26 protein-coding genes are annotated in these 24,775 nt (G+C 62.3%); 12 read left to right on the forward strand and 14 right to left on the reverse strand.

Going from position 1 to position 24,775, the window contains the following annotated elements; genetic code table 11:
* The first annotated feature begins 21 nt into the window (after positions 1-21).
* The 5 genes from ACR3FE_RS09575 to ACR3FE_RS09595 all read left to right on the forward strand — a co-directional run bounded on the left by ACR3FE_RS09575 (position 22) and on the right by ACR3FE_RS09595 (position 5,919).
* Positions 22-192, forward strand: a complete 171-nt coding sequence (locus ACR3FE_RS09575; RefSeq protein WP_458206882.1) for a hypothetical protein — start codon at positions 22-24, stop codon at positions 190-192.
* 175 nt (positions 193-367) lie between these two features.
* Complete coding sequence (locus ACR3FE_RS09580; protein ID WP_458206883.1) at positions 368-1,873, forward strand: PKD domain-containing protein; 1,506 nt, start codon at positions 368-370, stop codon at positions 1,871-1,873.
* A 38-nt stretch (positions 1,874-1,911) separates the two neighbouring features.
* Complete coding sequence (locus tag ACR3FE_RS09585) at positions 1,912-2,460, forward strand: GMP synthase subunit A (protein WP_458206884.1); 549 nt, start codon at positions 1,912-1,914, stop codon at positions 2,458-2,460.
* A gap of 35 nt (positions 2,461-2,495) precedes the next feature.
* Positions 2,496-4,349, forward strand: a complete 1,854-nt coding sequence (locus ACR3FE_RS09590; protein WP_458206885.1) for a DUF2070 family protein — start codon at positions 2,496-2,498, stop codon at positions 4,347-4,349.
* A gap of 154 nt (positions 4,350-4,503) precedes the next feature.
* Positions 4,504-5,919, forward strand: coding sequence for an FAD-binding oxidoreductase (locus ACR3FE_RS09595; protein WP_458206886.1), 1,416 nt, complete (start codon positions 4,504-4,506; stop codon positions 5,917-5,919).
* Positions 5,920-6,976: 1,057 nt separating this feature from the next.
* Here the strand turns inward: ACR3FE_RS09595 and ACR3FE_RS09600 are convergent.
* Together ACR3FE_RS09600 and ACR3FE_RS09605 are read right to left on the reverse strand one after the other, a co-directional pair.
* On the reverse strand, positions 6,977-7,219 hold the full coding sequence (locus ACR3FE_RS09600) for a DUF3194 domain-containing protein (protein ID WP_458206887.1): 243 nt from the start codon (positions 7,217-7,219) through the stop codon (positions 6,977-6,979).
* A 3-nt stretch (positions 7,220-7,222) separates the two neighbouring features.
* Positions 7,223-7,621 carry a prefoldin subunit beta gene (locus tag ACR3FE_RS09605; RefSeq protein WP_458206888.1) on the reverse strand — a complete coding sequence of 133 codons (399 nt, stop codon included), beginning with the start codon at positions 7,619-7,621 and terminating at the stop codon, positions 7,223-7,225.
* A gap of 207 nt (positions 7,622-7,828) precedes the next feature.
* Here ACR3FE_RS09605 and ACR3FE_RS09610 point away from each other — a divergent pair, with 207 nt between their 5' ends.
* Together ACR3FE_RS09610 and ACR3FE_RS09615 are read left to right on the forward strand one after the other, a co-directional pair.
* Positions 7,829-8,845, forward strand: coding sequence for an NAD-dependent epimerase/dehydratase family protein (locus tag ACR3FE_RS09610; protein ID WP_458206889.1), 1,017 nt, complete (start codon positions 7,829-7,831; stop codon positions 8,843-8,845).
* Complete coding sequence (locus tag ACR3FE_RS09615) at positions 8,842-9,225, forward strand: hypothetical protein (RefSeq protein ID WP_458206890.1); 384 nt, start codon at positions 8,842-8,844, stop codon at positions 9,223-9,225. Before ACR3FE_RS09610 ends, ACR3FE_RS09615 begins: the two co-directional genes overlap by 4 nt.
* Before the next feature lie 50 nt (positions 9,226-9,275).
* Here ACR3FE_RS09615 and ACR3FE_RS09620 read toward each other — a convergent pair whose 3' ends face one another.
* The 5 genes from ACR3FE_RS09620 to ACR3FE_RS09640 all read right to left on the reverse strand — a co-directional run bounded on the left by ACR3FE_RS09620 (position 9,276) and on the right by ACR3FE_RS09640 (position 10,995).
* Complete coding sequence (locus ACR3FE_RS09620; RefSeq protein WP_458206891.1) at positions 9,276-9,542, reverse strand: KEOPS complex subunit Pcc1; 267 nt, start codon at positions 9,540-9,542, stop codon at positions 9,276-9,278.
* A 4-nt stretch (positions 9,543-9,546) separates the two neighbouring features.
* Positions 9,547-9,681 (reverse strand): DNA-directed RNA polymerase subunit P, encoded by a 135-nt coding sequence (locus ACR3FE_RS09625; protein ID WP_458206892.1) that lies wholly within the window; start codon positions 9,679-9,681, stop codon positions 9,547-9,549.
* The gene (locus ACR3FE_RS09630) at positions 9,678-9,956 is read right to left on the reverse strand and encodes a 50S ribosomal protein L37ae (protein ID WP_458206893.1); all 279 of its coding nucleotides are present in this window, start codon (positions 9,954-9,956) and stop codon (positions 9,678-9,680) included. The genes ACR3FE_RS09625 and ACR3FE_RS09630 overlap by 4 nt, the downstream gene beginning before the upstream one ends.
* 115 nt (positions 9,957-10,071) lie before the next feature.
* Entirely contained in the window at positions 10,072-10,239 is a 168-nt protein-coding gene (locus ACR3FE_RS09635; protein ID WP_458206894.1) for a DUF8015 family protein, read from the reverse strand.
* Between the two features lie 39 nt (positions 10,240-10,278).
* The gene (locus tag ACR3FE_RS09640) at positions 10,279-10,995 is read right to left on the reverse strand and encodes a DUF2103 domain-containing protein (protein ID WP_458206895.1); all 717 of its coding nucleotides are present in this window, start codon (positions 10,993-10,995) and stop codon (positions 10,279-10,281) included.
* A 94-nt stretch (positions 10,996-11,089) separates the two neighbouring features.
* On the opposite strand from ACR3FE_RS09640, the gene ACR3FE_RS09645 reads away from it, so the two are divergent.
* A complete protein-coding gene (locus tag ACR3FE_RS09645; RefSeq protein ID WP_458206896.1) occupies positions 11,090-12,442 on the forward strand; it encodes a hypothetical protein in 1,353 nt (450 codons plus the stop codon).
* Positions 12,443-12,451: 9 nt separating this feature from the next.
* On the opposite strand, the gene ACR3FE_RS09650 is transcribed toward ACR3FE_RS09645, so the two are convergent.
* Genes ACR3FE_RS09650 through ACR3FE_RS09660 form a run of 3 tightly spaced genes read right to left on the reverse strand, consistent with a single transcriptional unit; the run spans position 12,452 to position 14,659 of the window.
* Entirely contained in the window at positions 12,452-12,877 is a 426-nt protein-coding gene (locus ACR3FE_RS09650; protein WP_458206897.1) for a zinc ribbon domain-containing protein, read from the reverse strand.
* A 39-nt stretch (positions 12,878-12,916) separates the two neighbouring features.
* A complete protein-coding gene (gene truD / locus ACR3FE_RS09655; RefSeq protein ID WP_458206898.1) occupies positions 12,917-14,254 on the reverse strand; it encodes a tRNA pseudouridine(13) synthase TruD in 1,338 nt (445 codons plus the stop codon).
* Between the two features lie 27 nt (positions 14,255-14,281).
* Positions 14,282-14,659 carry a DUF7344 domain-containing protein gene (locus ACR3FE_RS09660; RefSeq protein WP_458206899.1) on the reverse strand — a complete coding sequence of 126 codons (378 nt, stop codon included), beginning with the start codon at positions 14,657-14,659 and terminating at the stop codon, positions 14,282-14,284.
* A 435-nt stretch (positions 14,660-15,094) separates the two neighbouring features.
* Between ACR3FE_RS09660 and ACR3FE_RS09665 the strand changes: the two genes are divergently transcribed.
* Positions 15,095-16,573 (forward strand): AMP phosphorylase, encoded by a 1,479-nt coding sequence (locus tag ACR3FE_RS09665; RefSeq protein WP_458206900.1) that lies wholly within the window; start codon positions 15,095-15,097, stop codon positions 16,571-16,573.
* 15 nt (positions 16,574-16,588) lie between these two features.
* Here the strand turns inward: ACR3FE_RS09665 and rbcL are convergent, their stop codons facing one another.
* A complete protein-coding gene (gene rbcL / locus ACR3FE_RS09670; protein WP_458206901.1) occupies positions 16,589-17,836 on the reverse strand; it encodes a type III ribulose-bisphosphate carboxylase in 1,248 nt (415 codons plus the stop codon).
* Between the two features lie 194 nt (positions 17,837-18,030).
* Here rbcL and ACR3FE_RS09675 point away from each other — a divergent pair, with 194 nt between their 5' ends.
* Positions 18,031-19,230 carry a CBS domain-containing protein gene (locus tag ACR3FE_RS09675; RefSeq protein WP_458206902.1) on the forward strand — a complete coding sequence of 400 codons (1,200 nt, stop codon included), beginning with the start codon at positions 18,031-18,033 and terminating at the stop codon, positions 19,228-19,230.
* A 260-nt stretch (positions 19,231-19,490) separates the two neighbouring features.
* Here the strand turns inward: ACR3FE_RS09675 and ACR3FE_RS09680 are convergent, their stop codons facing one another.
* Both ACR3FE_RS09680 and ACR3FE_RS09685 read right to left on the reverse strand, forming a co-directional pair.
* Complete coding sequence (locus tag ACR3FE_RS09680; protein WP_458206903.1) at positions 19,491-20,498, reverse strand: sodium:calcium antiporter; 1,008 nt, start codon at positions 20,496-20,498, stop codon at positions 19,491-19,493.
* A gap of 425 nt (positions 20,499-20,923) precedes the next feature.
* Positions 20,924-21,094 carry a hypothetical protein gene (locus ACR3FE_RS09685; protein ID WP_458206904.1) on the reverse strand — a complete coding sequence of 57 codons (171 nt, stop codon included), beginning with the start codon at positions 21,092-21,094 and terminating at the stop codon, positions 20,924-20,926.
* Positions 21,095-21,169: 75 nt separating this feature from the next.
* Between ACR3FE_RS09685 and ACR3FE_RS09690 the strand changes: the two genes are divergently transcribed.
* Together ACR3FE_RS09690 and ACR3FE_RS09695 are read left to right on the forward strand one after the other, a co-directional pair.
* Positions 21,170-21,682: a gamma carbonic anhydrase family protein gene (locus ACR3FE_RS09690; RefSeq protein ID WP_458206905.1), complete on the forward strand. Its 513-nt coding sequence runs from the start codon at positions 21,170-21,172 to the stop codon at positions 21,680-21,682.
* A gap of 151 nt (positions 21,683-21,833) precedes the next feature.
* Positions 21,834-23,354, forward strand: coding sequence for an alpha,alpha-trehalose-phosphate synthase (UDP-forming) (locus ACR3FE_RS09695; protein WP_458206906.1), 1,521 nt, complete (start codon positions 21,834-21,836; stop codon positions 23,352-23,354).
* Positions 23,355-23,589: 235 nt separating this feature from the next.
* On the opposite strand, the gene ACR3FE_RS09700 is transcribed toward ACR3FE_RS09695, so the two are convergent.
* Positions 23,590-24,684: a M48 family metallopeptidase gene (locus ACR3FE_RS09700; RefSeq protein WP_458206907.1), complete on the reverse strand. Its 1,095-nt coding sequence runs from the start codon at positions 24,682-24,684 to the stop codon at positions 23,590-23,592.
* Between the last annotated feature and the right edge of the window lie 91 nt (positions 24,685-24,775).

Raw genomic sequence — 24,775 nt, forward strand, 5'->3', positions numbered from 1 at the left:
GTTTGGTGGGGACTGGCGGGTATGGTCTCCGCTGAACACGCCGTCAGAGCCGTCCTGCTCGCCCTCCTCCTCGCGTTCACTTTGGGTGCGATCCTCTCACCGCCCGACCCCTTCACGCAGGTTTTCTACACGGTTCCCCTGTTCGTCGTGATGCTTCCGGTGGCACACTTCGCGCTGGAACATCTCGCGTAGTTCAGTCCAGCATGACGGGCTAAGCTCGACCTGCGGGCGCTTCAGACGGAACATAACAAAGTGGCCAACTCGCGTTCTCGGCGACGGTAGTCCGCGCAAAGCGTGGATGTGACGAGAAAATGAGTTCTCGAACGCCCCTGAGCACCCCGCACCGAATCGAGAGGTCAAATCGCCGATGAGCAGACGTGCCGTACTGACCGCCCTCCTCGTCGTTTCGCTGGTCGGAACTGCTGTCGCCCTTCCTCCGCCCGGACTCCCCGGTGACGACTTGCCCGACGCGCCAGCGTCAGACCACGACACCTACGCCATCCAGCAGGGCGGCACCTGTGTCCCGGTGAAACCGATCCGGGGGAACCAGAACGTCGTCGAGTTCTACGACTACCGAAATCCCTACACCGAACCGAGCGACTGGTCGTACAGCTCCTTCGCGCCATCGTCGGTCACCCGCGACAACGGGAGCACGATGTTCCTCTACGAGGCTCCCAACGGCGTCGTCAGCCTCGTGATACTGCACGATCAGCGGCGAAGCGAGCGTATCGGGGATGGGCTGCCGATGAGCGCGGTGACGTTCCGGTTCGGCGGTCTGCCGGGGTCGGGTCAGTGGGTGCTCATGGACGACACCTACGAGAACCGAGACGACCGCTGGTCGCGGAACCGTATCGACTGGACGTGGACTGGCTCGCGCGTCGATGGTGCCGTCTTCCGCGGGCTATCGGGTGAGTTCCGGATGACCGTCGTCCCGAGGTGGAACGAGGATGCCGCACTGCACGACACGCGTTTCGAATCGGAATCGGTGAACTCGTGGACGTTCCTCTCCGGCAGTGTCGGCAACCCGTCCGAAACGCAACTCGACATGGGTACACCCCTCGTCGTCACACCCGACGGCTGCGGTGCGCCGCCGGAAGCCGCGCTCAGTGCGACTGGGTCGGATGAGGGGGACGAGACGGACGGATCGGAGGCAAAGACGGGCGAACCGGTGTCCTTCGACGCAGGCGAGACGACCGACCCGGACGACGACGTGACGGAGTATCGCTGGGATTTCGACGGCGACGGGACGGTGGACGAGACGACGAAGAACCCGACGATCGAGCACGTCTTCGAATCCCCGGGCGAGTACTCGGCGCGAGTGACGGTCGTCGATAGTGAGGGCCACACCGACGCCGCGACAGCGACCGTCCGGGTGAGCCGACCGATCCCCGATATCAGCGTTGCGAGCGCGTCACTCGACCAGCCGCAGGTTTCGCCGGGTGAGACGGTGACCGTGACTGCGACCCTGGAAAACGTGGGCGATGGGGACGGGACAGCGATCGTCGAACTGTCCGTCGAGGAAACCGCCGTCGAGTCGAAGCAGGTGGATGTACCCGCAGGCGCGTCCCGAGAGGTGACGTTCACCTACCGGGCAGAGTCGCCGGGCGAACACGCGGTGCGCGTGAGCGGTGTGGAGGGCGAGGCAGGGACGGTCGAGGCGGGGACACTCGTGGTCGAGCGATCTACGACCACTGAGTCGCCGGGTGATGGGACGGGTGACAGTGAGACGGGTGACGATGAGAAGACGGGTGACGAGACGAAGAGCGATTCCAACGCACTCCCCGGATTGGACGTGCTGGCAGCCCATCCCAAGTGGGGAACGATCGCGGTCGGACTCGCACTGCTCGCCGGGGCTATCGCGGCGCGACGGTGACGAGGCGTTTTTATTCGTGCCCTCCATAGCGCCTGTCAATGACGACGATCCTCGTCGTGGACAACCACGGCCAGTTCACGCACCTCGAACACCGGGCGCTCCGGGATATGGGTCTCGAAACCGATCTCATCGATAACACCACGTCGCCCGAAGAGATCGACGCCGACGGCCTCGTCCTCTCCGGCGGCCCCTCGATGGACGACATCGGACACTGTGCGGAGTACCTCGAACTCGACGTGCCCGTTCTCGGCATCTGTCTCGGCATGCAGGTGATGGCTCACGTCCTCGATGGCGAGGTCGGCGGAGGCGACTACGGCGGCTACGCCGACGTGACGGTCGAGATAACCGAAGACGACGACCCGCTCGTCGGGTCGCTCGCGCCCGAGACGCGCGTGTGGGCCAGCCACGCCGACGAAGTGAAACAGGTTCCATCCGGCTTCGAACGCACCGCCACGAGCGACGTATGTGGCATCGAGGCGATGAGCGATACCGACCGCAACCTGTACGGCGTCCAGTGGCACCCGGAAGTGGCACACACCGACGAAGGGGAGGAAGTGTTCGAAAATTTCCTCGCTATCTGTGAGTAGCATTCTTTAACTCTCCTCGGCGTAGGTTTCCTGCAATGACAGCGACCCAGAGCGACCTGGCGAGTCTGTCCCGGTACATCTTCCGCGCGCCGCGGTGGTACGCGAGTGTGATGTTCGCACTCCTCATCGCGGCCCTCGCCGGTATCGGGGCATTCGACTCCCAATATATCCTCCAGGATGCGTGGGAGGGTATCTTCTTCATCGGGATTCCGACGGTCGCCGCGAGCGTTCTGACGACGCCGGTAGACCGCCGTCTCGGCGGGCAGTTGACCTACAATCGGTCGTCACTGCTGGCGTTGACGTGCGAAGTGCTCGTCGTCGCAGTGATGACCATCGCGGGGATAATCGCGACGCTCACGTGGGTCGGCCAGCAGTTCGTCTTCGACGCTCTTCTCGTCAGTCTCGCGTCCGTGTTCGCTTTCCGTCTCCTCGTCGTGATGGCCGTCTCCCGCAGTTCGTTTCTCGTCTCGACCATCCCGGCCAGCATCCAGACCGCCACCGCCGCGTTGCTCTTTTTCATCTACAGCGAGACGATCCGCGTCTTCGAAGTCGGTGGCCCACTCGTGCAGAATCTGCTCGCTCGTGGCGACAAGGCTCCGGAGGCCCTCGGCGTCATCTCGCCGCGCGATTTCCTCCTTCTCGCCATCGTCAGTGGGATGTACGCTCTCGGCGTGTACGGCTTCCTCACCGTCATCGACCGCCCGTGGCGGCGCAGTCTCGGCGTCAGTTCACTCGACTTCATCCGGGGCTTCATCGGCCACATCGCGGAAGGAACCCGCGAACTGGAGGACTTCTTCGAGCAGATCGGCCAGCAGGCGGTCGTTCCCGTCACTGTCCTCTCGTTCCGGCGAACCGACGGGAGTGAGAAAGCCAGGTTCGTCCTGCCGATGATCCATCCCGGGCCGATGGGCGAGATCGGCGGCGGCAACCTCCCCCGGCGCGTGGCGAGCCAGTCGGAGGGACTCGCGTTTCCGCCTCACGCCACCGCCGGACACGACTTCAACCTCGTCACCGAGCGCGAGGTCGACACCATCCTCGAAACCGCGAAGGATGCCTACGAACGGATCGAGTACAGCGACAGTGCGACACGAAGCATCCGGACACAGAACGGGGACGCCAAGATAGTGGGACAGGGGTTCGGTGACGACGCCTTGCTCGTGGCAACGTATTCCCCCCAGTTCGCCGACGACGTGGAGTACGCGGTCGGCCTCGCTGCCGCCGCGGAAGCGCGGTCGAGTGGACTGGACGACGTGATGCTCGTGGACGCCCACAACTGCAACAACGGACTCCAGGGCGAGGATATCGGCCACGTCTACCCCGGCAGCGAACGCTCGTTCCAGATGATCCAGGCCGCGCGCGCCGCCGCGACAGAACTCGGCGATGCGGAGCGCGGACAGCCGAAACTCGGTGTCGCGTGGGACGAGACGCGGTGGACGCCCGCCGACGGGATCGGCCCGCTCGGTGTCCGCGTCGCCGTGGTCGACGTCGCCAGGCAACGGACGGCCTACGTGCTCGTGGACGGAAACAACATGGAACCCGGCCTTCGAGACAGAATCGTGGCCGCGGTCGAGGCGGACGAGGTGGAGGTGATGACCACTGACACCCACGTCGTCAACATGATCGAATCCTCGAATCAGGTCGGCGGCGCGCTCGACCACGACGAACTCATCGCGCTGGTCGATGGACTGGTCGAGGACGCTGTCGCCGACCTCGAACCGATCGAAGGAGGGATGGAGAGCGAGTACGCCGAGGTGACGGTGTTCGGCAACGATCGCACCGAGACGCTGGCGAGTCACGCCAACGCCGTCATTGCCATGGGTGGGGCGCTGGCGGGTGCGGTCATCCTCGCGGTGATGGCCATCAGCGTGCTCATCTTCTTCCTCGCCTGAATCCGCGTCTCACGCGGATTTCATCACTCGTCTCGTTCGCATCCCATCTCTTCTCCCGGCTCATTTCGCGTCTTATTCTGCGCTCGGTGCCTGTCAGACCATTTTGCAGTCGCGTTTATCGACGTTCCAGTCCTCTCTATCGGTGGTGGGGAACATGGCGATAGAGACCATCGAATCGACGGCAGCGGAGTTCGAATCGGCAGTCGCGGCGTTCGAATCCGAACTGAAAGGAGACCTCGTCACGCCCGAAGACGAGGATGCGTACGACGAAGCACGTCGAGTGTGGAACGGGATGATAAACCGACGACCGTCGATGGTCGCCCGGTGTGAGGGGGTCGCAGACGTTATCGTGGCAGTGACCTTCGCGCGAGAGCACGGCCTGCCGATCGCGGTCCGTGGCGGCGGTCACGGCGTCGCCGGACGAGCGACGGTGAACGACGGACTCGTCGTCGACCTCGAACCGATGAACTGGGTGCGGGTCGAACCGGACGACAGACGAGTCCGTGCCGGAGCGGGGGCGACGTGGGGCGACCTCGACCGCGAGACGCAAGCCTTCGGACTGGCCGTGCCGGGCGGCGTCGTCTCCGACACCGGTATCGCGGGACTCACGTTGGGCGGCGGGATGGGTCACGTCCGCCGGAAGTACGGTCTCTCCTGCGACAACCTCGTCTCGGCGGACGTGGTGACCGCGGATGGCGAGTTCATCACCGCCAGTGAGGACGAACACGAGGACCTGTACTGGGCGCTCCGCGGCGGTGGCGGCAACTTCGGCGTCGTCACGTCGTTCGAGTACGACTGCCACCCGGTCGGGCCGGAGGTCGCCACGTGTTTCGTCTGGCACGACGGGGACCGGGTGACCGAGGCCCTCCAGTTCTTCCGGGAGTACGCAAAAGACGTCCCCGACGAGGTGAGTCTGCTCCCGTTCTACGCGTGGGTGCCCGAGATGGACGAGTTCCCGGAATCGTTGTGGGGCGATCCTGCCGTCGTCTTCCTCGGCTGTTACGCTGGCGACCCCGAGGAGGGCGAAGAAGCGCTTCGACCCGTCCGAGAGTTCGCCGACCCGGTCGCGGATTTCAGCGGGACGATGCCCTACGTCGAACTGCAGACGATGCTGGACGAAGATTACCCGAACGGCCGGTACTACTACTGGAAGTCGCTCTATCTGGACGACCTGAACGACGACATCATCGAGAGTATCGTCTCCTGCTCGGAGCGATGCCCGGTGCCGCTTTCGACCGTCGATATTTGGCACCTCGGCGGCGAGGTCGCCCGCATCGGCGAGGAGGAGACCGCCTTCGCACACCGGGATGCACCCTACAGTCTCAACTTCGAAGCCAACTGGGACGACCCGAGAAAGACCGAATCCGCCCTCGCGTGGGTGCGCGAGGGCATCGCGGAGATGCGAGAGCATCCCGAAGTGCGCGGCCAGTACGTCAACTTCCCCGGTCTCGAAGAGGAGCCATCGGCGGTTCCCTTCGGCGAGAATGCCGAGCGACTCGCGGCGGTGAAAGCCGAATACGACCCCGAGAACGTCTTCACCGCACACGGTAACATCGAACCCAAGGAGTGAGACTGGCGGTCGTGTGGTGCTGAACGTACCGGTTTTTCTTGTTGTTCGACTCTTGTGGGACGGTCTCTTGGCGATGATTCGGCGAGGATGACGAAGAAATCGACAAGATACTAGCTGACGCTAGCGACTAGTCACGCCCTCCTCGGCCACTCGCTCGCAGACGCTCCGCGTCTGCTCCCGAACTCCCTCGTTCGCCCGTTGCCACCAGGCCGCGAGCAGTTGGTCGGCATGCCACCGTGCGTCAGCTGGCCGGCTTTCTGCTGGAAGTCGCCCGGACGGGCACCCGCCGAAAGCGGCTGGTCGGCTTCGGTTCTGGCACGGCCCGCCCCGCCTGCTGTCCCGGTGCTTTGAAAACGCTTCGCGTATGTGATCAGAAGGGAAGAGCTTGCTCTTCAGTAGGCGTGATTAGGCTCAAGCAGCAGCTAGCGTCACGCTGGTTCCATTGCCGGTTTCGATAGCTTGTCGTGGGCGAGGCGTTGCTCAGGCATCGGCAGCGAACTCGACTTCATCGACATTGTTCTCACTGCGACCGAGTGTGAGTGGATCAGATTACTTATATACAGTACAAGATAGTACGTTTCAGTACAAACCGTTGGCAGTACATTTCAGTACGATATCGCACATGCGGTTCTCCCCCATCGACATCACGAAGAACCGTTCCGAGAGAAGGGGCGACCGTGACCGGCGGCGCACGAAACCTACTCTCCCCCGACGTTTCCGCCGAGGGTTTTCGGGTCACCACCTTCGGCCTGTCCCGACGTGTAGCCCTCCACGCAGGTCCCCGCCTACTCCACAGAGGGAGGGCGTTTCACTGCTCGGTTCACGCCGGTTCGCCCGAGGGAAAGGTGCCCGGCCACCGGTTGTCTCAGTGGGTATCGGGTGGGCGGTTCAGTCCGGAAGAACTCTGTCTCACGACGCGAGGAAAGCGCGCCGATTCCGCCGTCTCCGGCGGTCGTCCCCCAGACGGGCCTGTGACTGGTAACGCGTCACACACGAGTCGAAGATATGATAGTAAATAAACGTTGATGAAAAGTTCTCTGGAAGAAGGAGTCGAAAATTAGGCGTGCTCGGCGAACAGTTCGTCCACTGCCGCGCGGGCCGCCAGTGCGGCGTCGTTCGCCACCTTCTCCTCGTCCCGATCCGCTTCGGGCGCGTTGACGTACACGTCCACGTCGAGGATACCCTCTTCGAACGTGACGGTCACGTCGAAATCCTTGACCTGCGATTGCTTGATTCGTTGGAAGATAACGTCCTCGGCTGCCTCTGCGGCAGTCTGGACGACTTCTTCGTCACTGACCATCGCTTACGCGCCGCCAGCGCCGCCGGGGCCGGTCGGGCCACCTGGGCCTGCGCCTGCACCGCCGCCGAGCATGCCCTGGAGTTCGCCCTGCAGTTTCTCGAACTGCTCTCGAACGCGCTCTTCCTGCTTTTCGAGCGTCTCGACGCGGATTTCGAGACTGTCTACCTTGTCTTCGAGGTCGTCCTGTGCCTCGTCGTAGTCCGTCTTGACGAACAGTTCGCCGACCTCGCGGAACATCGTCGTGTCCTCGTCGATGTTCTCCAGCTCGTCGAGCGCGTTCTGCGCGTCGGTCAACTCCGTCTCGGCCTGGTTCTTCTGCACTGCGACCTGCTGTGCCGTGTCCTGAAGATCCTGCAGTTGTTCGAGCTTCTCCTGTGCTTCTGGTGGAAGATTACCCTGCATACCTCTTCTCTCGTGGTGGGGACGGAAAAAGCCACGCTTTTAGCTGAGCACGGAACAGCAGCCGATCCCGACCGCTGTCGGTCGATTCGGGTCGCATCGTTCGGGGAACGTTGTCGTTCCCCAACTCGGTTCGACTCGACCAGACCCAAATCGACCAACCTCTTCCCCGGCAGAACCATTATAGTATATTGACACGAATCGCCACGTATGAACGTCTTCGTCGCAGGCGCGACCGGTGTCCTCGGTCGCCGACTCGTCACCGAACTCACCGACAGCGGCCACACCGTCGTCGGACTCACGCGCGACACGCGGGGAGACGAAATCGTCGCCGAACGCGGCGGTGAACCCCGACGTGGCGACGTGCTCGACCGCGAATCGCTTCTGACCGCCGCCGAGAACTGTGACGTCCTGATCCACGCCGCGACCGCGATTCCGACGAGCCGAAAACCGACGGAAGAAGAGTGGGTTCGCAACGACCGAGTGCGTGTCGAGGGAGCACGGAATCTCGTCTCGGTCGCTACAGAAATCGACGCTCGTCGACTCCTTCTTCAGAGCATCACGTGGCTCGCCCGTCAGCCAAGCGGCGAGTCGTTCGACGAGGATTCCCCACCGAATCCGGATCGGACGACGAAGTCGGCCGACGACGCGGAGCGGATCGTCCAGCGTGGCGCTGACGAACACGATTTCGAGGTCGGCATCCTGCGCTGCGGGTGGTTCTACGCACCGGACTCCCCCCACACCCGTCAGATGGGTTCCGGACTGCTCGACGGGAAGTTCCCCATCCTCGGTGGTGGACTATTCGGAAGACAGGACGCGACCCTCTCGATCCTCCACGTCGAAGACGCGGCACGGGCGTTCGCCACCGCAGCTGAATCCGACGCCACCGGTCTCTGGCACGTCACCGACGACGAACCGGTCACGCTCGCTACATTCCTGCGGACGTTCGCCGACCGACTGGGGGCGTCCGAACCCCGACGGATTCCGGGGTGGCTGCTACGCCCCGTCGTCGGCAAGGCGTCGGTTCGCCTGCTGACGAGTTCGGCACCGACATCGAACGAGCGATTCCGCGAGACGCTCGACTGGGAGCCACGCTACCCGACCTACCGGGAGGGTATCGCCGACGTGGTCGAGACGTGGCGCGAGGAGGGGACGCTCGCCGAGATGGCAGGCACGCCCTCACCCGGATCTCCTGCCACCGCCGGAACTGCGAGGAGCGACGAGTGACACGAAAATCGACCGTCGCAGTCGCGGGAGTCGCCCTCGGTGTGTACCTGCTCGTCAATCTGGCCCACGGCGTCCCGCACGTCGCCGCCCCGGTTCCGCTGACACAGTTCCAGTCGGCGTTCGTCGGCTTCGTGGTGACGCTCGCACCCGTGGTTGGGTTCGTCCTCCTGTGGCGCGGAAGGGAGCGACTCGGGAGTGCGGTGTTCACACTCTCGATGGCCGCATCGCTCGTTTTCGGCGTCTACTTCCACTTTCTCGTCTCGAATCCGGACAATATTCACGCCGTCGTCGGGCCATGGGAGTTGCCCTTCTTCCTGACCGCCGTACTGGTCGCGGTGGCTGGAGTAGGTGGTGTCGTGGTCGGCGTGTGGCTGTGGTGAGTGGCAGACGGCCGAGAAACCGAGCCGGTCACCTAACTGGCGACCGTCCGTCAGCAGCCGCCGACGGAGGTGCCCCGTCCACTCGTCGAAACCTCTTCTGCGACCCCCACTAACGTCTGCCACGTGTTCAGGGCGGCCCGGAGCGCCACGAGGTCGTCGGCTTCGATGCGGACGACGACGTTCTCCCCATCTCGCTCGACGGTCGCTTGCGAGCGGTCGCCCTCGATCTCGCCGACTTCCTGTTCGACGCTTCGGAAAACGAGTGCCGCGCGCTCGTCGGATTCGTAATCGAATTCGAGAAGCGCGTCGTGAGACACGGCGTTACCGGACGTTCACTTGCTTCACGTCGCGGCTTCGCTCTTTCAGCAGGACGCGGTGCCCGCAGTACGGACAGCGGACGCCGCCGTACTCGTCCAGTTCGACGTCCCGCTTGCAACGCGAGCACTTGTAGCTCATTCTTCGTCGGAGAGGGCAGCGCGGATGGAACGCTTGACGGTCTGTCCAGCAGGCGTCTGCGGGCGGTAGGTGCCGCCAGCGAACTGGTAGCCACACCGACCGCACGCCCAGATACCCGTACCTTTCCGGTCGACGGTCTCGCTACCGCAGTCCGGACAGGTGTGGTTCTTGTTTTTGTCCGCTTCGATCTCGGAGACACGCTTGCGTGCGACGCGCCCGTATCGCGCTCCGAACCGTCCGGCGCTGCCGGTTCGTGATTTAGAGTCTTCGGCCATAGTACCGGAGAATTACCCGAGAGGACTGATAAAGCCTTTGAGTTCGACCAGCGCCGAGATCGAGAATGAGTTCGATTTGAAATGTTGTCTGAATGAACTATCGAACAGAGGGTATTCATTCGGTAGAGTCGACGGGCGGTCGCGCCAAGGCGTACCCGACGACGAGCACTGCCGCGAGCAGTCCGGCTATTGCTAGCGGGAGCGACGTGAACTGTCCTGCTACGAATCCACCACCCGAGAGCGTTGGGATCGCCGCGAGCATTGCGTCGTAGCGTGAGGCCATGTAATTACATATAATTAGGCTCCCTGAAAAGGGCTGTGGCTACTGGAACCCTGCGCTTGCAAGGACTTCGTTCAGGTCTTCACGCACGCGCTCTCCGCGCTCCCGATCCATCGCCGTGGTGATGACGCGGTTCTCTTGCACGCTCGACCCATCGCGCAGCAGCAGGCGAACGTTCCCGTTCTCGTCGGCCCGCGTCGCCTTGGCACGGACGCCGGACGGCGAACTCGACCCACCCGCGCTGATCGGTCCGGGGACGATCTTCTTGACGTGCGGATGGGACGCGACCTCTCGAACTGCGCGCATCCCGTCTCGATTGCCGATGAGCGTCGAGTGTGATCCCCCGAGTTTGTCGCCTGGGGCAGTCTCGACTACCTCCAGCGACCGGTCTCCTCTGCGTTCGAGTACCTCCTCGACCGGGTTCTCGTCACCCACCCGGTAGAAGTCGTGGTGCAGTTGTGCGCGCACCGCCTGAATCACGTCGCGGTCGCCCGCCGCGTACACCTCCTCGGGGCGCTTTCGCCGGATTTCGTCCGCGACTCGTCCGGCGAAGTTGCGGAGTTCGACCACCTCCTGTTCGCCGTCCTCGGGCGTGGTTCGTACGTCGGTCGCGCCGACCACCTCCTCGTCCAGCACCATCGTCATCGTTGCGTGGTCGCGAGAGAGGTCGAGCACCACCGTGTCGGCGTTGTGCGTCCGGCAGACCAGGCAGTAGTCGCCCGGGCGTTCGAGCGAGGAGACACACTGCCGACACTCCATGGGCGTCACTTTCCAATCGTCGCGTTTAATCTCCCCGTTTCGCCCTGGACTCTGTAAGGGAAAGAAATGTATCGGATAGAGGATGATTTAGAGTATGCGTCTCCGACCGGTCGTCATCCTCGTCCTTGTCCTCCTCGTAGCGACGTCGACCATGGCCGGACGGCCACCACAGTTGGTCTGTGAACCGTGTGGTTCCGGATTCGAGCAGGCTGCGGCGTATTACGGCGATATCCACGGTGTCGAGAGCGCGACGGCCACGGATGTCGAATACAGCACCGCCACGATTCACGTCTACGAGAACGAGACCGCCATCTGGACGGTCAGAAATCGACTGACAAGCGAGCGGACCGTTCGGTTCTTCCGCGAAAACGAAACCGCGTTCACCGAAATCGCACGAAATGCGGATCATTTTGGGGAAAAATCCTTGCTCTCAGCGTGGGTCGTCGGAAACGACACGGTCGTCCTCCGGTATCGGAGCGACGAACAAGTTTCCCGAACACGCGGCGGCGTCCTCCGATTCGACGGCTTCCGTGACGAGGGGAGCAAGAAGTTCGCCGGGTTGGGTGCCGACGAACTGACGGTCATCGGGCCATCCGGAACCGTCGTCACGCGCGCACCGACCGAAGCGACGGTTCGCGGAAACGAACTCACCTTGACCACCTTCACCGACAGAGCAGGCGATGGCCCGTTCGTCACGTTCGCGCGATCCGGCGGTGTGGTCGGAGACGCCTGGAGTTTCGTCTCGGTTTCGGAATCGCTCGTCGACGACGTGGTTCGAAATCTGATCTTCGACATTCTCCTTCCCGCAAGCGCACTTTTCGCGCTTCTCGTGGGGTTCGTTCGAGTCAGCGAAAGAACGATCGAGCGTGACGAGAGAACGGCGCACTTGCTCGCGGGAATCGTCACCGTGCTCGGTATCCTCTCGGTGCTGTTCGGAATTGCGGGAGCCGCCACCGGAGGTGGTTTCCCCTCCGGCGTCACGATCGCAGGCGGTGCCTACACCGCCTTGGCGCTGTTGACCTTCGCCGACGTTCGCCCGACGGTGCCACGTATCGCCGTGGGCGTCCTCCTTGCGTGGTTGTTCGGCGTTGGGGTGATGGCGGTCGGTGCCGTAATCGCTACTGATGTCTATCTCCCGGCTACACTCGGCAATTTGAGCTACTATTTCGTTCATGAAGTCATGTTTGCGGCACTTTCCGTTCTCCTCCTTCTCTCGATGGCCCTCGTGGGCTACGCCGTCACCGACCCCCGATACCGTAAGTCAGCTCTCGCGCTTCCGCCGACGATACTCGCAGTCAGCCTCGCAGTGGTGCGGCCGGTCACACTGGTTCGAACGCCACTCGATTTCTTGTACTCCATCCTGGTTGTCGTGCTGATACTGGTCGTCGTGTCCCTGTTCGGTATCCCTGCGTTCCTCCTCGGACGAACCATCCCGACGAAAGAGTGAGAAATCGACTCAGGCCTGTTCCATTATCTCCGCGATTCCCTCGCCGCAGGCGCTACAGTACTTCGCGCCCTCCGCGATGGCGGCCCCGCAGTTCGGACAGGTCATGCCGACCGGTTCCGGTTCGGTCGGCAACTCCGTTCCGCAGTTTCGACAGTAGTTCGCGTCGGGGTTGACCTCAGCGCCGCACTCCGAGCATCCGCGTCCGGACTCCCAGAGCACCCGTCGCTGCGAGTCGTTGACGTACTTGTAGGCGGCGTAGGCCAGATTGCCGATGCCGAGCGTCCACCAGAACGTCAACAACGCGAGGACGACGTGGACGGTGAAATCGCCGTAGTTTCGCTTCACGAGGACGACCCTGTCGGGCGCTTCGGATTCGATTCGCCACCCCTCCGCGAGCGCGGTGTCGATCTCGCGCTGGATTCGGTTACTTCGCATGTTCCCCCAGAACGAAGTAGGCGACCGACGTGGAAAATCCTACCCCATGTCCAGCGGATCAGCTTTCAGGAACTCCCGCAGGAAGACCGTGGCGTACGACCCCGAAGGAAGCGAAAATTCGAACGAAAGCGGGTCGTTGGACAGCGCGAACTCGGTTCGAACCAGCATCGCTCGTCGGGTTCCGGTCGAGTAGAACTCTCCCGGTGAGTTGAAATCGGCCGGGGCGAGGTCGAGGTCGGCGAGCACCTCGCGCTCGATCTCTCCCGGTTCACCCTCGGCGAGTTCCGTCTCGGTGCCGACGAGCGGGGCGGTGACGAACGCTCGTCCGCGTCGGCAGTGGCGTTCGATGGTGCGGACGCGTTTTTCGGTCACGCGCTGCTGTCGGTCGATGTCCGGGACGACCAGTCCGTCTACCTCCTCGGCGAAACAGACCACGTCGCCGGCGACGGGTCTGTCGAACGGCAGTCCTCTGCGGAGCCGTTCGCTCAGGATTCGATTGAAGACGAACGACTGGGCCGCGTTCACGAACAATCGCTGGAGATTGGTCGGGAGGGCTTCGAGCGCGGCCCGGAAATCGTCTGGGCCGGGGTCATCACTGCCGTTTTCGGCGAGTTGATGTACCATCGCTCGCTCGAATCCCAGTCGCTTCGGCAGGGCGTCGAGCGCGGCGTTCCAGTCCGGGGCGACCTCCTCGACCGTCTGGCGGGCTTGCTGGGTGTCTTCGGGTTCGGTTTCGAAGGGGTTGGCGACGTAAGCCATCACCGCCTTCTCCCACTCGCCGCGGACGACGTGCAGGCCGACTTCGTGGGTGATGGGTCGCCGACTGCCGAACCGTTGTTGGCCGAAGAAGTTCGGTACGGCGAGTCGATTCGGGTCCTGTTCGCCAGCGAATCCTCGCAGTTCGTCTGCGATCACCTCGGCGTTCTCCGGTCGGTCGGGGTTCGAGACGGTTATCTCGAACTCGTTGCCCGCGAGGTCACCGAACTGGAGCGCCCGCCCTGCCCGCCCCACCGGTTCGATGTCGACATCTGCTATTTCGGGGAGTTCGTCCGGCGTGACCTTTCGGAGGCTGAACAACTGCGTCGTCACCGCGCGCTTGTCCTTCGTTCCGGCCCACGAAACGCGCTCGCGGCTGATGGCGAGCGCGCTGGAGAGCCTGCGCGCGAAGTCGTTCGTATCCCATCCGCGCAGGGTCGCTCGGACGACGAGATGTGGGTACGAACCCGGGTCGGCGTCGAGCGGTTCGGTGTCGAATCGTTCGATCTCTCGCACGCGGAAGTCGTCGTTCGTCTCGCGGAGATGCCCTTCGACACCGTCCGCGTCGCTGACGTAGTACTCCATTCCGACCACTGTCTCGATAGGGTGTGCCTCGCGCATTCGTCCGGGAGAAGAACCCGTACGGGATTAAAAATTGTACTCTGCGAGTTCGAGGCAATCTACCGCCAGCTCGATGGTCTCTCCGGAGACGACGGTACCCGAATCGGGATCGTAGGCCACGAGACCGACGTCTGCCATCATCGGGAGGTGGACGTGATAGAGCAGTATCGTGATGCGCTCTACCACGTCTGGGGGGACTTCGTCCACGGTCGTGTCGCTCTCCTGTTCGACGACGTGCTGGGCGAGTTCGTCCACAGAGACGCTCGTCGATCTCTTATCGATGTAGGAGAGGACGTGTCGGCGTCGTGGATTTCCGAGAACGTCGAACAGCATCTCGACCGATACGTCGCTGTTCTCACCAGATGCCGATACCACCGTGTCGAATTTCGTTTTCCGCTCGATCATCGATTGGGTAGTGGCACGTTACCACCAAGAACGGTGTACCTACGTGCGTTGGTACCCAGACGAGATGGGATCGCACGGTGCCAAAAATCGCAGTACTGCTGGGGGTGATGGACGATCATCTCGAATTCGTGGCGTTCAGTGCCGACGTTAAGCGTCGCCGTGGCTTCGAAAGGATCTGTGTCCTCGCTGTGACGTGCGAACTCCCTCGTGAGAGCATCCCCGAAAATTCTCGGTCGCTCTCGACACGACGGGCGAGTCGCCTCTGTCGTCGAGTCCTCGAAAGCAACGACCGAAATATCCGAAACGCAACTCACCTCGCTCTGATGTACTGAAAACAACTGAATTGTACTGAAATGTACTGGACAACCTCCCCCCTCTCGAACGCATCCCCACTCGGAGACTGAACTTATGCTACCCCCGAATCAATCACCAGCTATGGAGTTCACCGCCGCCGAGATCGACATCGGGACCCGCGCGCCGACCATCCTCCTGAACGTCGCCGACGCGAAGGAACTCGGCGTGAACCCGCTCGACAGGGTGCAGATTCGGCAGGACGGCACGACGACCATCGGTATCGTGGAGTTGACCGAAGAGCTGGTTCCGATGGGGACACTCGGGGTTACGGAACGGCTCACCCACCTCGACGGGGTGGTGGACGTGACGCTCGCGCCGAAGCCCGACTCGGTTCGCTACATTCGGAAGAAACTGGACGACGTGGAACTCGAAGCCGACGAACTGCGAACCATCGTCAGCGACATCGACGAAGACCGCTTGAGCGACGTGGAACTGGGTGCGTACGTCTCCGCCACCTACGCCAACGGCATGTCCCTCTCCGAGACGATGCATCTCACGGAGGCGATGACGGGCGCGGGGTCGGCTATCGAGTGGGGTGAAAGCATCGTCGCCGACAAACACTCCATCGGCGGTGTCGCTGGCAATCGCGTGACGCCGATCGTCGTTCCCATCGTCGCCGCGTGCGGCATCAAGATCCCCAAGACCTCGTCGCGGGCGGTCACGTCGCCTGCCGGAACCGCCGACACGATGGAAGTTTTCTGCGACGTCTCCTTCTCGCTCGAAGAGATCCGCGACATCGTCGAGAAGACGAACGGCTGTATGGTCTGGGGCGGCGCGGTCAACCTCTCGCCGGTGGACGACAAGATCATCCGGGCGTTGACACCGCTCTCGATCGACCCGCCGGGACAGGTCATCGCGTCGGTGCTCTCGAAGAAGCAGAGCGCGGGGTCGTCCCACGTCCTCATCGACATCCCCTACGGTGAAAGCGCGAAGGTTCACGGACTGGACGATGCCCGCGAACTGGCGGAGGATTTCCGGCGCGTCGGGGAGGACGCCGGACTGCGAGTCGAGTGTACCATCACCGAAGGCGGGCAGCCCATCGGACGCGGCATCGGCCCCATCCTCGAAGCCCGCGACGTGTTGAAAGTGCTCGACGGGGACGGCCCGGACGAACTGCGACTCAAGAGCCTTCGGCTCGCGGACATCCTGCTCGACCTCTGCGGGGCCGACGAGCAGGCTGGCGACATCCTCGACTCGGGGCGGGCACGGGCGAAGTTCCGCGAGATAATCGCGGCCCAGAACGGCGACCCCGACGTGGAGCGCGACGACCTGCAACCGGGCGACGAACAGCGAGTCGTCCAGGCAGAGCGCGGCGGCGTCGTGACGCACGTGGACAATCGACTGGTCAGCGAACTCGCGCGTAGGGCGGGCGCACCCAAGGACGCGGGCGCGGGGCTGTACCTTCACCAGACGGTCGGCGCGGAGGTCGAACCGGACGACGACCTGTTCACCATCTACGCAGAGAAGACAAGCAAGCTGGACGACGCACTCTCGCTGTCGGCACGAACCGAGCCGGTCAGGGTGCGCGACCCAGGTGAGGCGCTGGTGGAGCGCGTCTAACGCGGAAGGTCGTTCCTATCGCGGCGTTTCGGTTCCCCACTTGTCGAGCGCGGTCTTCAGTTCGGGGTGGTCTTCCGCGTACTCCTCGATCGGTGTGCCCTCCACCGACGCGTCCACCGCCTGCCGGAGTGCCGCCGCACCTGCTCTGGTTCCATCGGGGTGGCCGTGGACGCCACCGCCCGCCTGGATGGCGATGTTCTGTCCTTCGCGCTCGATGAGTTCGGGGACGAGGCCGGGGTGCAGGCCGCCGGAGGCGACGGGAAGCACGTCGTTCAGGCCGTGCAGGTCGGCGTAGAGCCACTCGTTGATGCCTCTCGTGTCCTCGTTGGCGAGTTTCCCGAGGTCGGCGGTTCCGGTGTGAAGCTGGTCGACGCCACAGATGCGAGCGATCTGCGCTATCACGCGCATCGAGACGCCGTGGGTCGGGATGCGGTCGAACGCGGCGTGCATGGCGCGGTGTGCGTGGATGGCGAGGCCGAGTTCCTCACATCGCTCGCGGACGGCCTGGACAGCTCCCCAGCCAGTGGTGATCACGTCCACCATCACGTACTCACACCCCTGTTCGGCGACCATGTCGGCGCGTTCGAGCATGGTGTTCGTGTCGGCGGTGATGTTGACGAGGTAGCTCTTCTTCTCGCCCGTCTCGTCCTGTGCGTCGTCGCGCCGGGCCAGACTCTGGGTGAGACGGTCTGCGAAGGGGTTGAACTCCTGATCGGTCAGATTCTCGTCGTCTTTGAGGAGGTCGAGACCACCCGTCCACGCCTCGTAGCCGATCTGGGCGTGCTGGTCGGTCGAGAGGCCGACCTTCGGTTTGGGAACCGTGGCGGTGATCGGTCGGTCGCCCACGTCGAAGATGTCGTTTCGCACCGACGAACCGAACTGCGGGCCGGGGAAGGAGGTGGTGAGCGGTTCGGGCCATTCACAGTCGAGCAGGCGGATGCGGTCGACCGCCTTCATTCCCATGATGTTGCCCGCGATGCAAGAGAGCACCTGTGCCATGTTCCCGTCTTCGAACAGTTCGTCCGGGTAGGCGACCTTCACCTCGTTGCCCTCGATACCGAACGTCGTGGCGCTCAGGTCGGTGATGTTGCCTTCGACCTGTAGCTCTGCCCACGTCCCGTTGGAACTCTCGCTGGCCACGCGCGACGCGGCGGCCTCCATGTCCATGTCTTCCGCAGGTTCGACGTAGAAGGTGCAGACGAGGTCGGAATCGGCGGGGTCGTACTCCAGGTTCAGGAAGTCCTCGTATGTGATGCCGGGCATAACCTGATTCTTCGTCGTCATGGGTTAAAAAATCGACCGCCGATTCGTAGGGTGAACGAGACTGGTCGCAGTTCGAGCACGTAGCGTTCACGTAGCGCAGGCAAGTCGCGTTCACGACCGCAAATAGTTGAATTCCGAGAGATAGAGAACGGGACATCCACGAGCGTCACGTCCGGCGACGACGTACACGAGGCATGGACATCAGTGAGATGGTATCGACCGAGTTCGAGGAAGTCACAGGAGATACACCGGTATCGAAGCTGGTGGGACGGTTCGAGAGCGAGGAGTTACAGGCGGTCGTCGTGACCGAAGACGGTGAATACCGGGGGCTGGTCACGCGCCGGCAGTTGAACTCCGCGCAGCGGCACGCCGACGAGAAAGCACGGAACCTCGTCTGGCACGTCGCGCGCGTCGCGCCGGACGAGAGCGTGCGCGAGGTCGCACGCCTGCTCGTCGGCAGTCGGTCGAACGTCCTGCCGGTGTTCGAGAACGGCAACCTCTCCGGCGTCGTGACCACCAACGCCGTCCTCTCGGCTGTCGAATCGTTCCTCGGCGTGCTGATCGTCGGAGACGTGTACACCCACGACCTCGTCACGATCGAACCGAAGACCATGCTCGGCGAGGCGTTGCACGTCCTCCGGGAGAACGACATCACGCACCTTCCGGTGGTGGAAGACGGCGGGGGTGGGGACGAGGTCGTCGGCGTCGTGAGTCTCTTCGACCTGCTGGACTTCTCGGCACGCGAGATTCGAAAGGAAGAAGGCGGATCACCCGGCGGATTCGGCGACCGGTCGCACGGCGGGTTCGGCGAACGACGTGGCGAACTCGATCGACTGCTCGACCTGCCGGTACGGAACGTGATGTCGGAACCGGCACTGACGGTCGACCCCGACGATGGACTGGACGAAGCAGTCGGGCAGATGTTGTCGGCGGGAGTCTCGTCGCTCGTCGTCACGGTCGGCGACGAACCGACCGGTATCGTCACGAAGACGGACGCACTCAGGTCGCTGACATGGACGGGCGAAGAACATCTCACCGTCCAGATAGACGGTATCGACCTGCTGGACGACATCTCACGCGAAGAACTGGTCGAGATGATAGAACGTGTCGCCAGCAAGTTCGGTCGGATGACGGTCTACGATGCGCGTGTTTACCTCCACGAACACGACGAGACGTTCCGCGGGACGCCGCTTCTTCTGGCGCGGATTCGTCTCTTCACCGACAAAGGACACTTCGTCGGAACCGGTGAAGGGTTCGGTGCAGGTCACGCGCTTCGACTGGCGCGGAACCGACTCGAACGCGATATCCTGGAGGGCAAAGAGTACGGTCGGTCGAAGAAGCATCCCAGTCCGGAGGAGAAAGAGAAGCTCCTCGGGTGGTGGCTCTCCGGATAGCGACGACCTGATCGGGCGGCTCTGTTGAAACCCTCGAACGTCGATATATTACAGAGCTCGTGCCGAATAGAAAACGCATAGTTAGCAACGTAAGTCGGAGATCTCGGGATGGATCGGTCGGTGAATTTCGTCGGGGCAAGCCCCGAGACACTCGCCTCGCACTTCCGTAGAGACAGAACACCTTACTATCGGGAACGGCGAGTCGCAGACGGGCTGGAGTAAAGGCGGGAAACTGTTGCTCTGTGGGTTATCACGGCGGGTTAGATCCCTCTGATCGTTTCTATCGCCCCTATCGTCTCGAGGCCGATCCAGACGAGAAATACTCCGTAAAGGCCGATGAAGGCGTACGCTTCACGGGTAGTCAGTTCGAGGTGGGTTCGGGTGAAGACGATAAATACCAACGTCGCGAAGCCGAGGAAACTCATCAACGGTATGGCGACGAGGAAATTGATCGTCGTCGGTCCGGCGATGAGGACCCCCACAGGGATGGCGACAAGAAGATTGAACGTGTTGCTCCCGAGGACGTTCGTCAGGCTGGTGACGCTGTCCTCACGCTTCGCAGCGCGGATGCTGACGAACGCATCGGGCAAACTCGTCCCGAGCGCGATGACCGTCAGCCCCCAGAAGAACGATGGTGTGTCGAGGATCGAACCCAGACCGAGGGCAGCCCGGACGATCCCCTCGACGCCGACCGTGATGATGGCGAGGGACACGAGGAGTCGCGCCCACTCTCCGGTTGGTTCGACATCCATCCCCTCCGCACTCACGTGCTCACGGGTGTCCTGGTGGTGTAAGAAGACGTAGACGCCGTAGGTGACGAGCGGGAACAGGACGAGAATGGGCGTCAGGATGGCCGCGCTATTCGTCCCCCCCGGGACATAGGTCGCCCCGAGTGCGAACGTGATGAATAGAACCAAGACACTGATGATGTAGAACTGGGCGTCCTTGTGGACGATATCCCGAGTGGATTCGAGCTTCTCGCTGGCCAGCGCGGAAAGCGCCGGGATGATGAGCAGGTTGAAGATCGCACTCCCGACGATCGCACCAAGGCCGAGCGAGAACTCGCCATGGAGTACCGTACTGACGATAACCGAACTGAGTTCCGGGAAACTCGACCCGACAGCGACCACGATCGCACCGTGCACAGCCAGCGGTAAGCCGTAGTATTTGCTGAGCCGCTCTGCCGACTGTTCGAGTAGTTCACTCCCTTTCCAGATGACTCCGGTGGATACCACCACGAGTCCTAGTAGTACCAGAATACCTGTCATGCAATTTCACGATCGTTCTATTCGAGACTGGAGACACTGGCGCTATTTCGGCCAGGATGTTTAATCATCGGTTCCTCGGAGCCGTCCAGATGAACCTCGACGGGGGACATCAGGTCTATGTAGGAGACAGAACCCGTTCGTGAGGACGAGTTGAACCCCGGCAACGGGTCGAATACTGATCTCGACAGGATTCATCGGCTGTCGGTGATTCAATCTTACCCACGACGCAGTAGAAAGTGGTGGCCTATCCAGATACTTAGATAGCTCGAGGGCAGTTCGGTATCAGAACGGCCTACAAATCAGAGCCGATTCGGTCGGTTACCAACCGACTGGCGGCCATTCGACCAGCGACCACGAGATTCGAGCGACTATCGGTCGGCAACCATCCACTCAGCGACCTTTCCTTGCAGCCGATTCGCCCGGAATCACCAGACCGTGCGTCCGGTATCGTCCACACGCCCGACCCACAACAGGTGTGTGTACGGAACGAACGCGAGGAACTCCCGGTCTTCGTCGAAGAGCCTGACACCTGCCTCTTCGTTCTCGTAGTTGGCACACACTATCTGCTCGCCGTCGGTAAGTTGTGCTTTGAACATATCCTATCGGACGGTCTTCTTCGAGTAAAAGGTACCCCCCGGCAGAGCTTTGGGCCTGTCCGTCGTGTCAGGGCTATGGTTCGAAGCTACGAGTTCGAGGGAGTGGAACCATCCATCCACGACGACGCTCACGTCAGCCGAACGTCGACGCTCGTGGGTGACGTTCAGGTCGAGGCCGACGTGAGTATCTGGCCGGGTGCAGTGCTTCGCGGTGACGTGGCGCCCGTGCGCGTCGGGCGGGAATCGCACATCGGCGACAACGCCGTCATCCACGCTTCGGTCGTCGGCGACCGGGTGATGGTCGGTCACGGCGCGGTGCTGAACGACGCGGCGGTCGGCGATGGTGCGCTCGTCGGCTTCAACGCGACGATAAACAGCGACGTCCGGGTTGGCGAGCGAAGCATCGTCGCGGCGGGTACCGTGACACCCGAAGCGTTCGAGATACCACCGGAATCGTTCGTTCGGGGTGTCCCCGCACGAGCGATGGCGCTCTCGGAGACGACCATCGACACCGAGGAGATATTCGAATCGTACTCCTCCGGCGCGTACACCGACCTCGCGACACGTCACGACGAACTGTTCGAGTAGCAGACGAGATGGCGATAGGTGAGTGAGATGGCGGGAAACGGGCAAGAATACATCGAATCGCCAGTATCGGGTGATGGCGATATAAAGAACCTTGGAACGCAACCCGTGCAGTGATTGGGCTATCTATCTCATCCACTAACAAGACAAACTAATGGACAGGAGCGCCATCGATACCTCTACGTCGAATACAGCCACGCCCTCGACGTCGAGTCCGTTCGAGAGCCGAGAACTGGTGCTGGTGTCGAACCGAGAGCCGTACTCTCACGAACACGACGACGGAACGATTTCGGTCGTCAAACCCGCGGGCGGCCTCACGTCTGCTCTCGATCCGATGATGGCGAGTATCGGTGGGACGTGGGTCGCGTGGGGAAGCGGTGACGCCGACACCGAGGTAACCGACGAGAACGGGTGCGTGCAGGTGCCCCCCGACTCGCCTGCGTACGAGCTGAAGCGCGTCTCACTGACCGACGAACAGGTGACCAACTACTACTACGGCTACAGTAACAAGGTGCTGTGGCCTCTGTGTCACTCAGACATCGCCAAGATGACGCCGGAAGCGCGATATTGGCGGCATTACCGAGAGACGAACCAGCAGTTCGCGGATGCGATTCGAGATCGAGTCGATCCGTCGAACGCTGTCGTCTGGTTCCAGGACTACCACTTCGCGCTGGCACCGCGGATGGTGCGCGAGCAGTCACCCGGTGTGTTCTGCATGCAGTTCTGGCACATCCCGTGGCCCTCGTGGGACGTATTCCAGCGGTGCCCGCAGTACGACGAGCTGCTCGACGGCCTGCTGGCGAACGACCTCCTCGGCTTCCACGTCGACCAGTACTGTCAGAACTTCCTCGACTGCGTTTCGCAGGCGGTCGACGCCGAGGTAGACCGAGAACGTGGGCGTATCCACTACGACGGGCGGACGATCCGCGTCGCAGCGTTCCCGCTCGGTATCGACGCCAAAGGGCGGCGAACCCTCGCCGAATCCAGCGAAACGGACGACGAGTGGGCCACACTGCGCGAGCGATACCCGCTTCCGGACGACGGCCAGTTCGCCATCGGTGTGGATCGACTCGACTACACGAAAGGGATCGAACAGCGACTCGCCGCCCTCGAACACCTGTGGGAGTGGTATCCCGAGTACCGGGAGCGATTCACCTACGTCCAGAAAGCCAGTGAGAGTCGGAGTCGGATCGAGGAATACCAACAAGTGCAGTCGAACGTCACGGAGACGATCGCGCGGCTCAACGACCGCTTCGGGACGGAGTCGTGGCAACCGATCGTTTACATCGACGACCACCTCCCGCTGTCGGGGCTGGCCGCACTGTATCGGGAGGCGGACGTGTGCCTCGTAAGTTCTCTCCGCGATGGCATGAACCTCGTCGCGAAGGAGTTCGTCGCCTCGCAGGTCAAGGACCCCGGCGTGTTGGTGCTCAGCGAACTCGTCGGCGCACACGAGGAACTCGGAGAGGAGTCGCTGACGGTGCATCCGAACGACACGGAAGCGTTCGCCGCCACCATCGACGAGGCGCTCCAGATGGAGCCCTCGAAGCGAGCGACCCGGATGGGGTCGATGCAAGAACTGGTCGAGACGAACGACCTCGAAGCGTGGAAACAGGCCGTGCTCAGACACGCCACCGAGATCATCGAGCAGAACGATTCCGACGTGACGACGTGAGGAGGTGCTGATCGATACCCTACGCCCCTAGGAACGGTCTCGGACGCACTTTTCGAAAGGGTACTGACATCGAAGAAGTAGTATTCAAGAAAGCCCTCTTGCGTGTTCACTCTCTCTGGGGAGAAGTAAGGTGCCCGAAACGACCGCTGGCCAGTACACTTCAGTACATTTCAGTACATTCTCCAAGGATCCCGCCCCGGATCTTCTGCAGAGTCGGAACGAGGGTATTCGTTCGTCAGTCGTCGCCCGTTGCTGCGGTGGTTCCCCCAAGGCGGTCGAGACGGCGCGAAAGAGACGGATGACTCGACACCAACTCGTCCAGCCGGTTTTCGTTTTGGGGCAGGATATTCAGATCCGTGAGGTCGACGAGTGCGTCCGACATCGCCGACTCGCTGGTTGTATGGGCAGCGTATCGGTCTGCGTCGTGTTCAAGCCGTCTGGATATCGCACGGAGACAGAGCCAGAACGATATGGCGAACACGAGACAGTAGAACCAGTACCCGACGTTCGCCGTCAGTACGCTCGCCGAGACTGCGAGTGCCACGCTCGTGAGAGCCGTTTTCAGTCGAAGATGGTGACGACGATGATGCGCCAGTTCGTGTTCGACGACCGCGGAGATGGCTTCCGGGGTGAGTTCCGACAGCAGATACGACGTCAGATAGACGTACTGATACCCCGGAAGAAGCCCCGCCGCCAGGCCGAGTGCGACCTTCGTCCGGTCGGTATCGATCACTCGGATCGGAATATCGGCCTCTCGAATCCGGATCCGTTCTCGTTCCGCCGAGTCGAGTTCTCGTGTTTCGTTTCCCAGTTCGACGAAGACGGGCCTCACCACACCGAAGGTCGCGTGTGCAACCCCGACGACGATGCCCGCTCCGAGTCCTGCCGGTGCGGATTCGGCGAGATACCAGAGTGCGAGTGGCAGTCCAACGACGAGCGCGTAATGAACCGAGAATCGCCGGAGTGCAGCGCGCATCGGGTCGTCGGTGTCGCGTACCTGTTGTACCGCGGCGTACGAGACGAGGAACACCACCAGACACGTCACGAACCACGGACCGACTGCGAGGACGGTGGTCATGACGAGTAATGGACTGAACGTCACGGTGACGAGCGGTAGTTCGAGCGTCGTCGGAACCAGAGAGCCGACCTCGCACACGAGGCTCGTCATGAAGATAACCGGACAGAGAGTGAAGTAACCGAAGGTCGAGACGAAGTTGAGACGGGCGATCGCTCGCTCTGGTTCGCTATTCCGAACGATGATTCGTGTGACCAAAGCGTACAGCGCAGTCACGCCGACGAGCAGCAGAATCCAGAGATAGACGAGTTTCACCGGACTGATACAGACACTCGTATAAAATATCTGATTACAACATAAATTAAAACTTTTCAATAGAGGCGGCGAGAGAAGTCCTCGTTCCAGA

Source organism: Haladaptatus rarus (genome assembly GCF_054177585.1).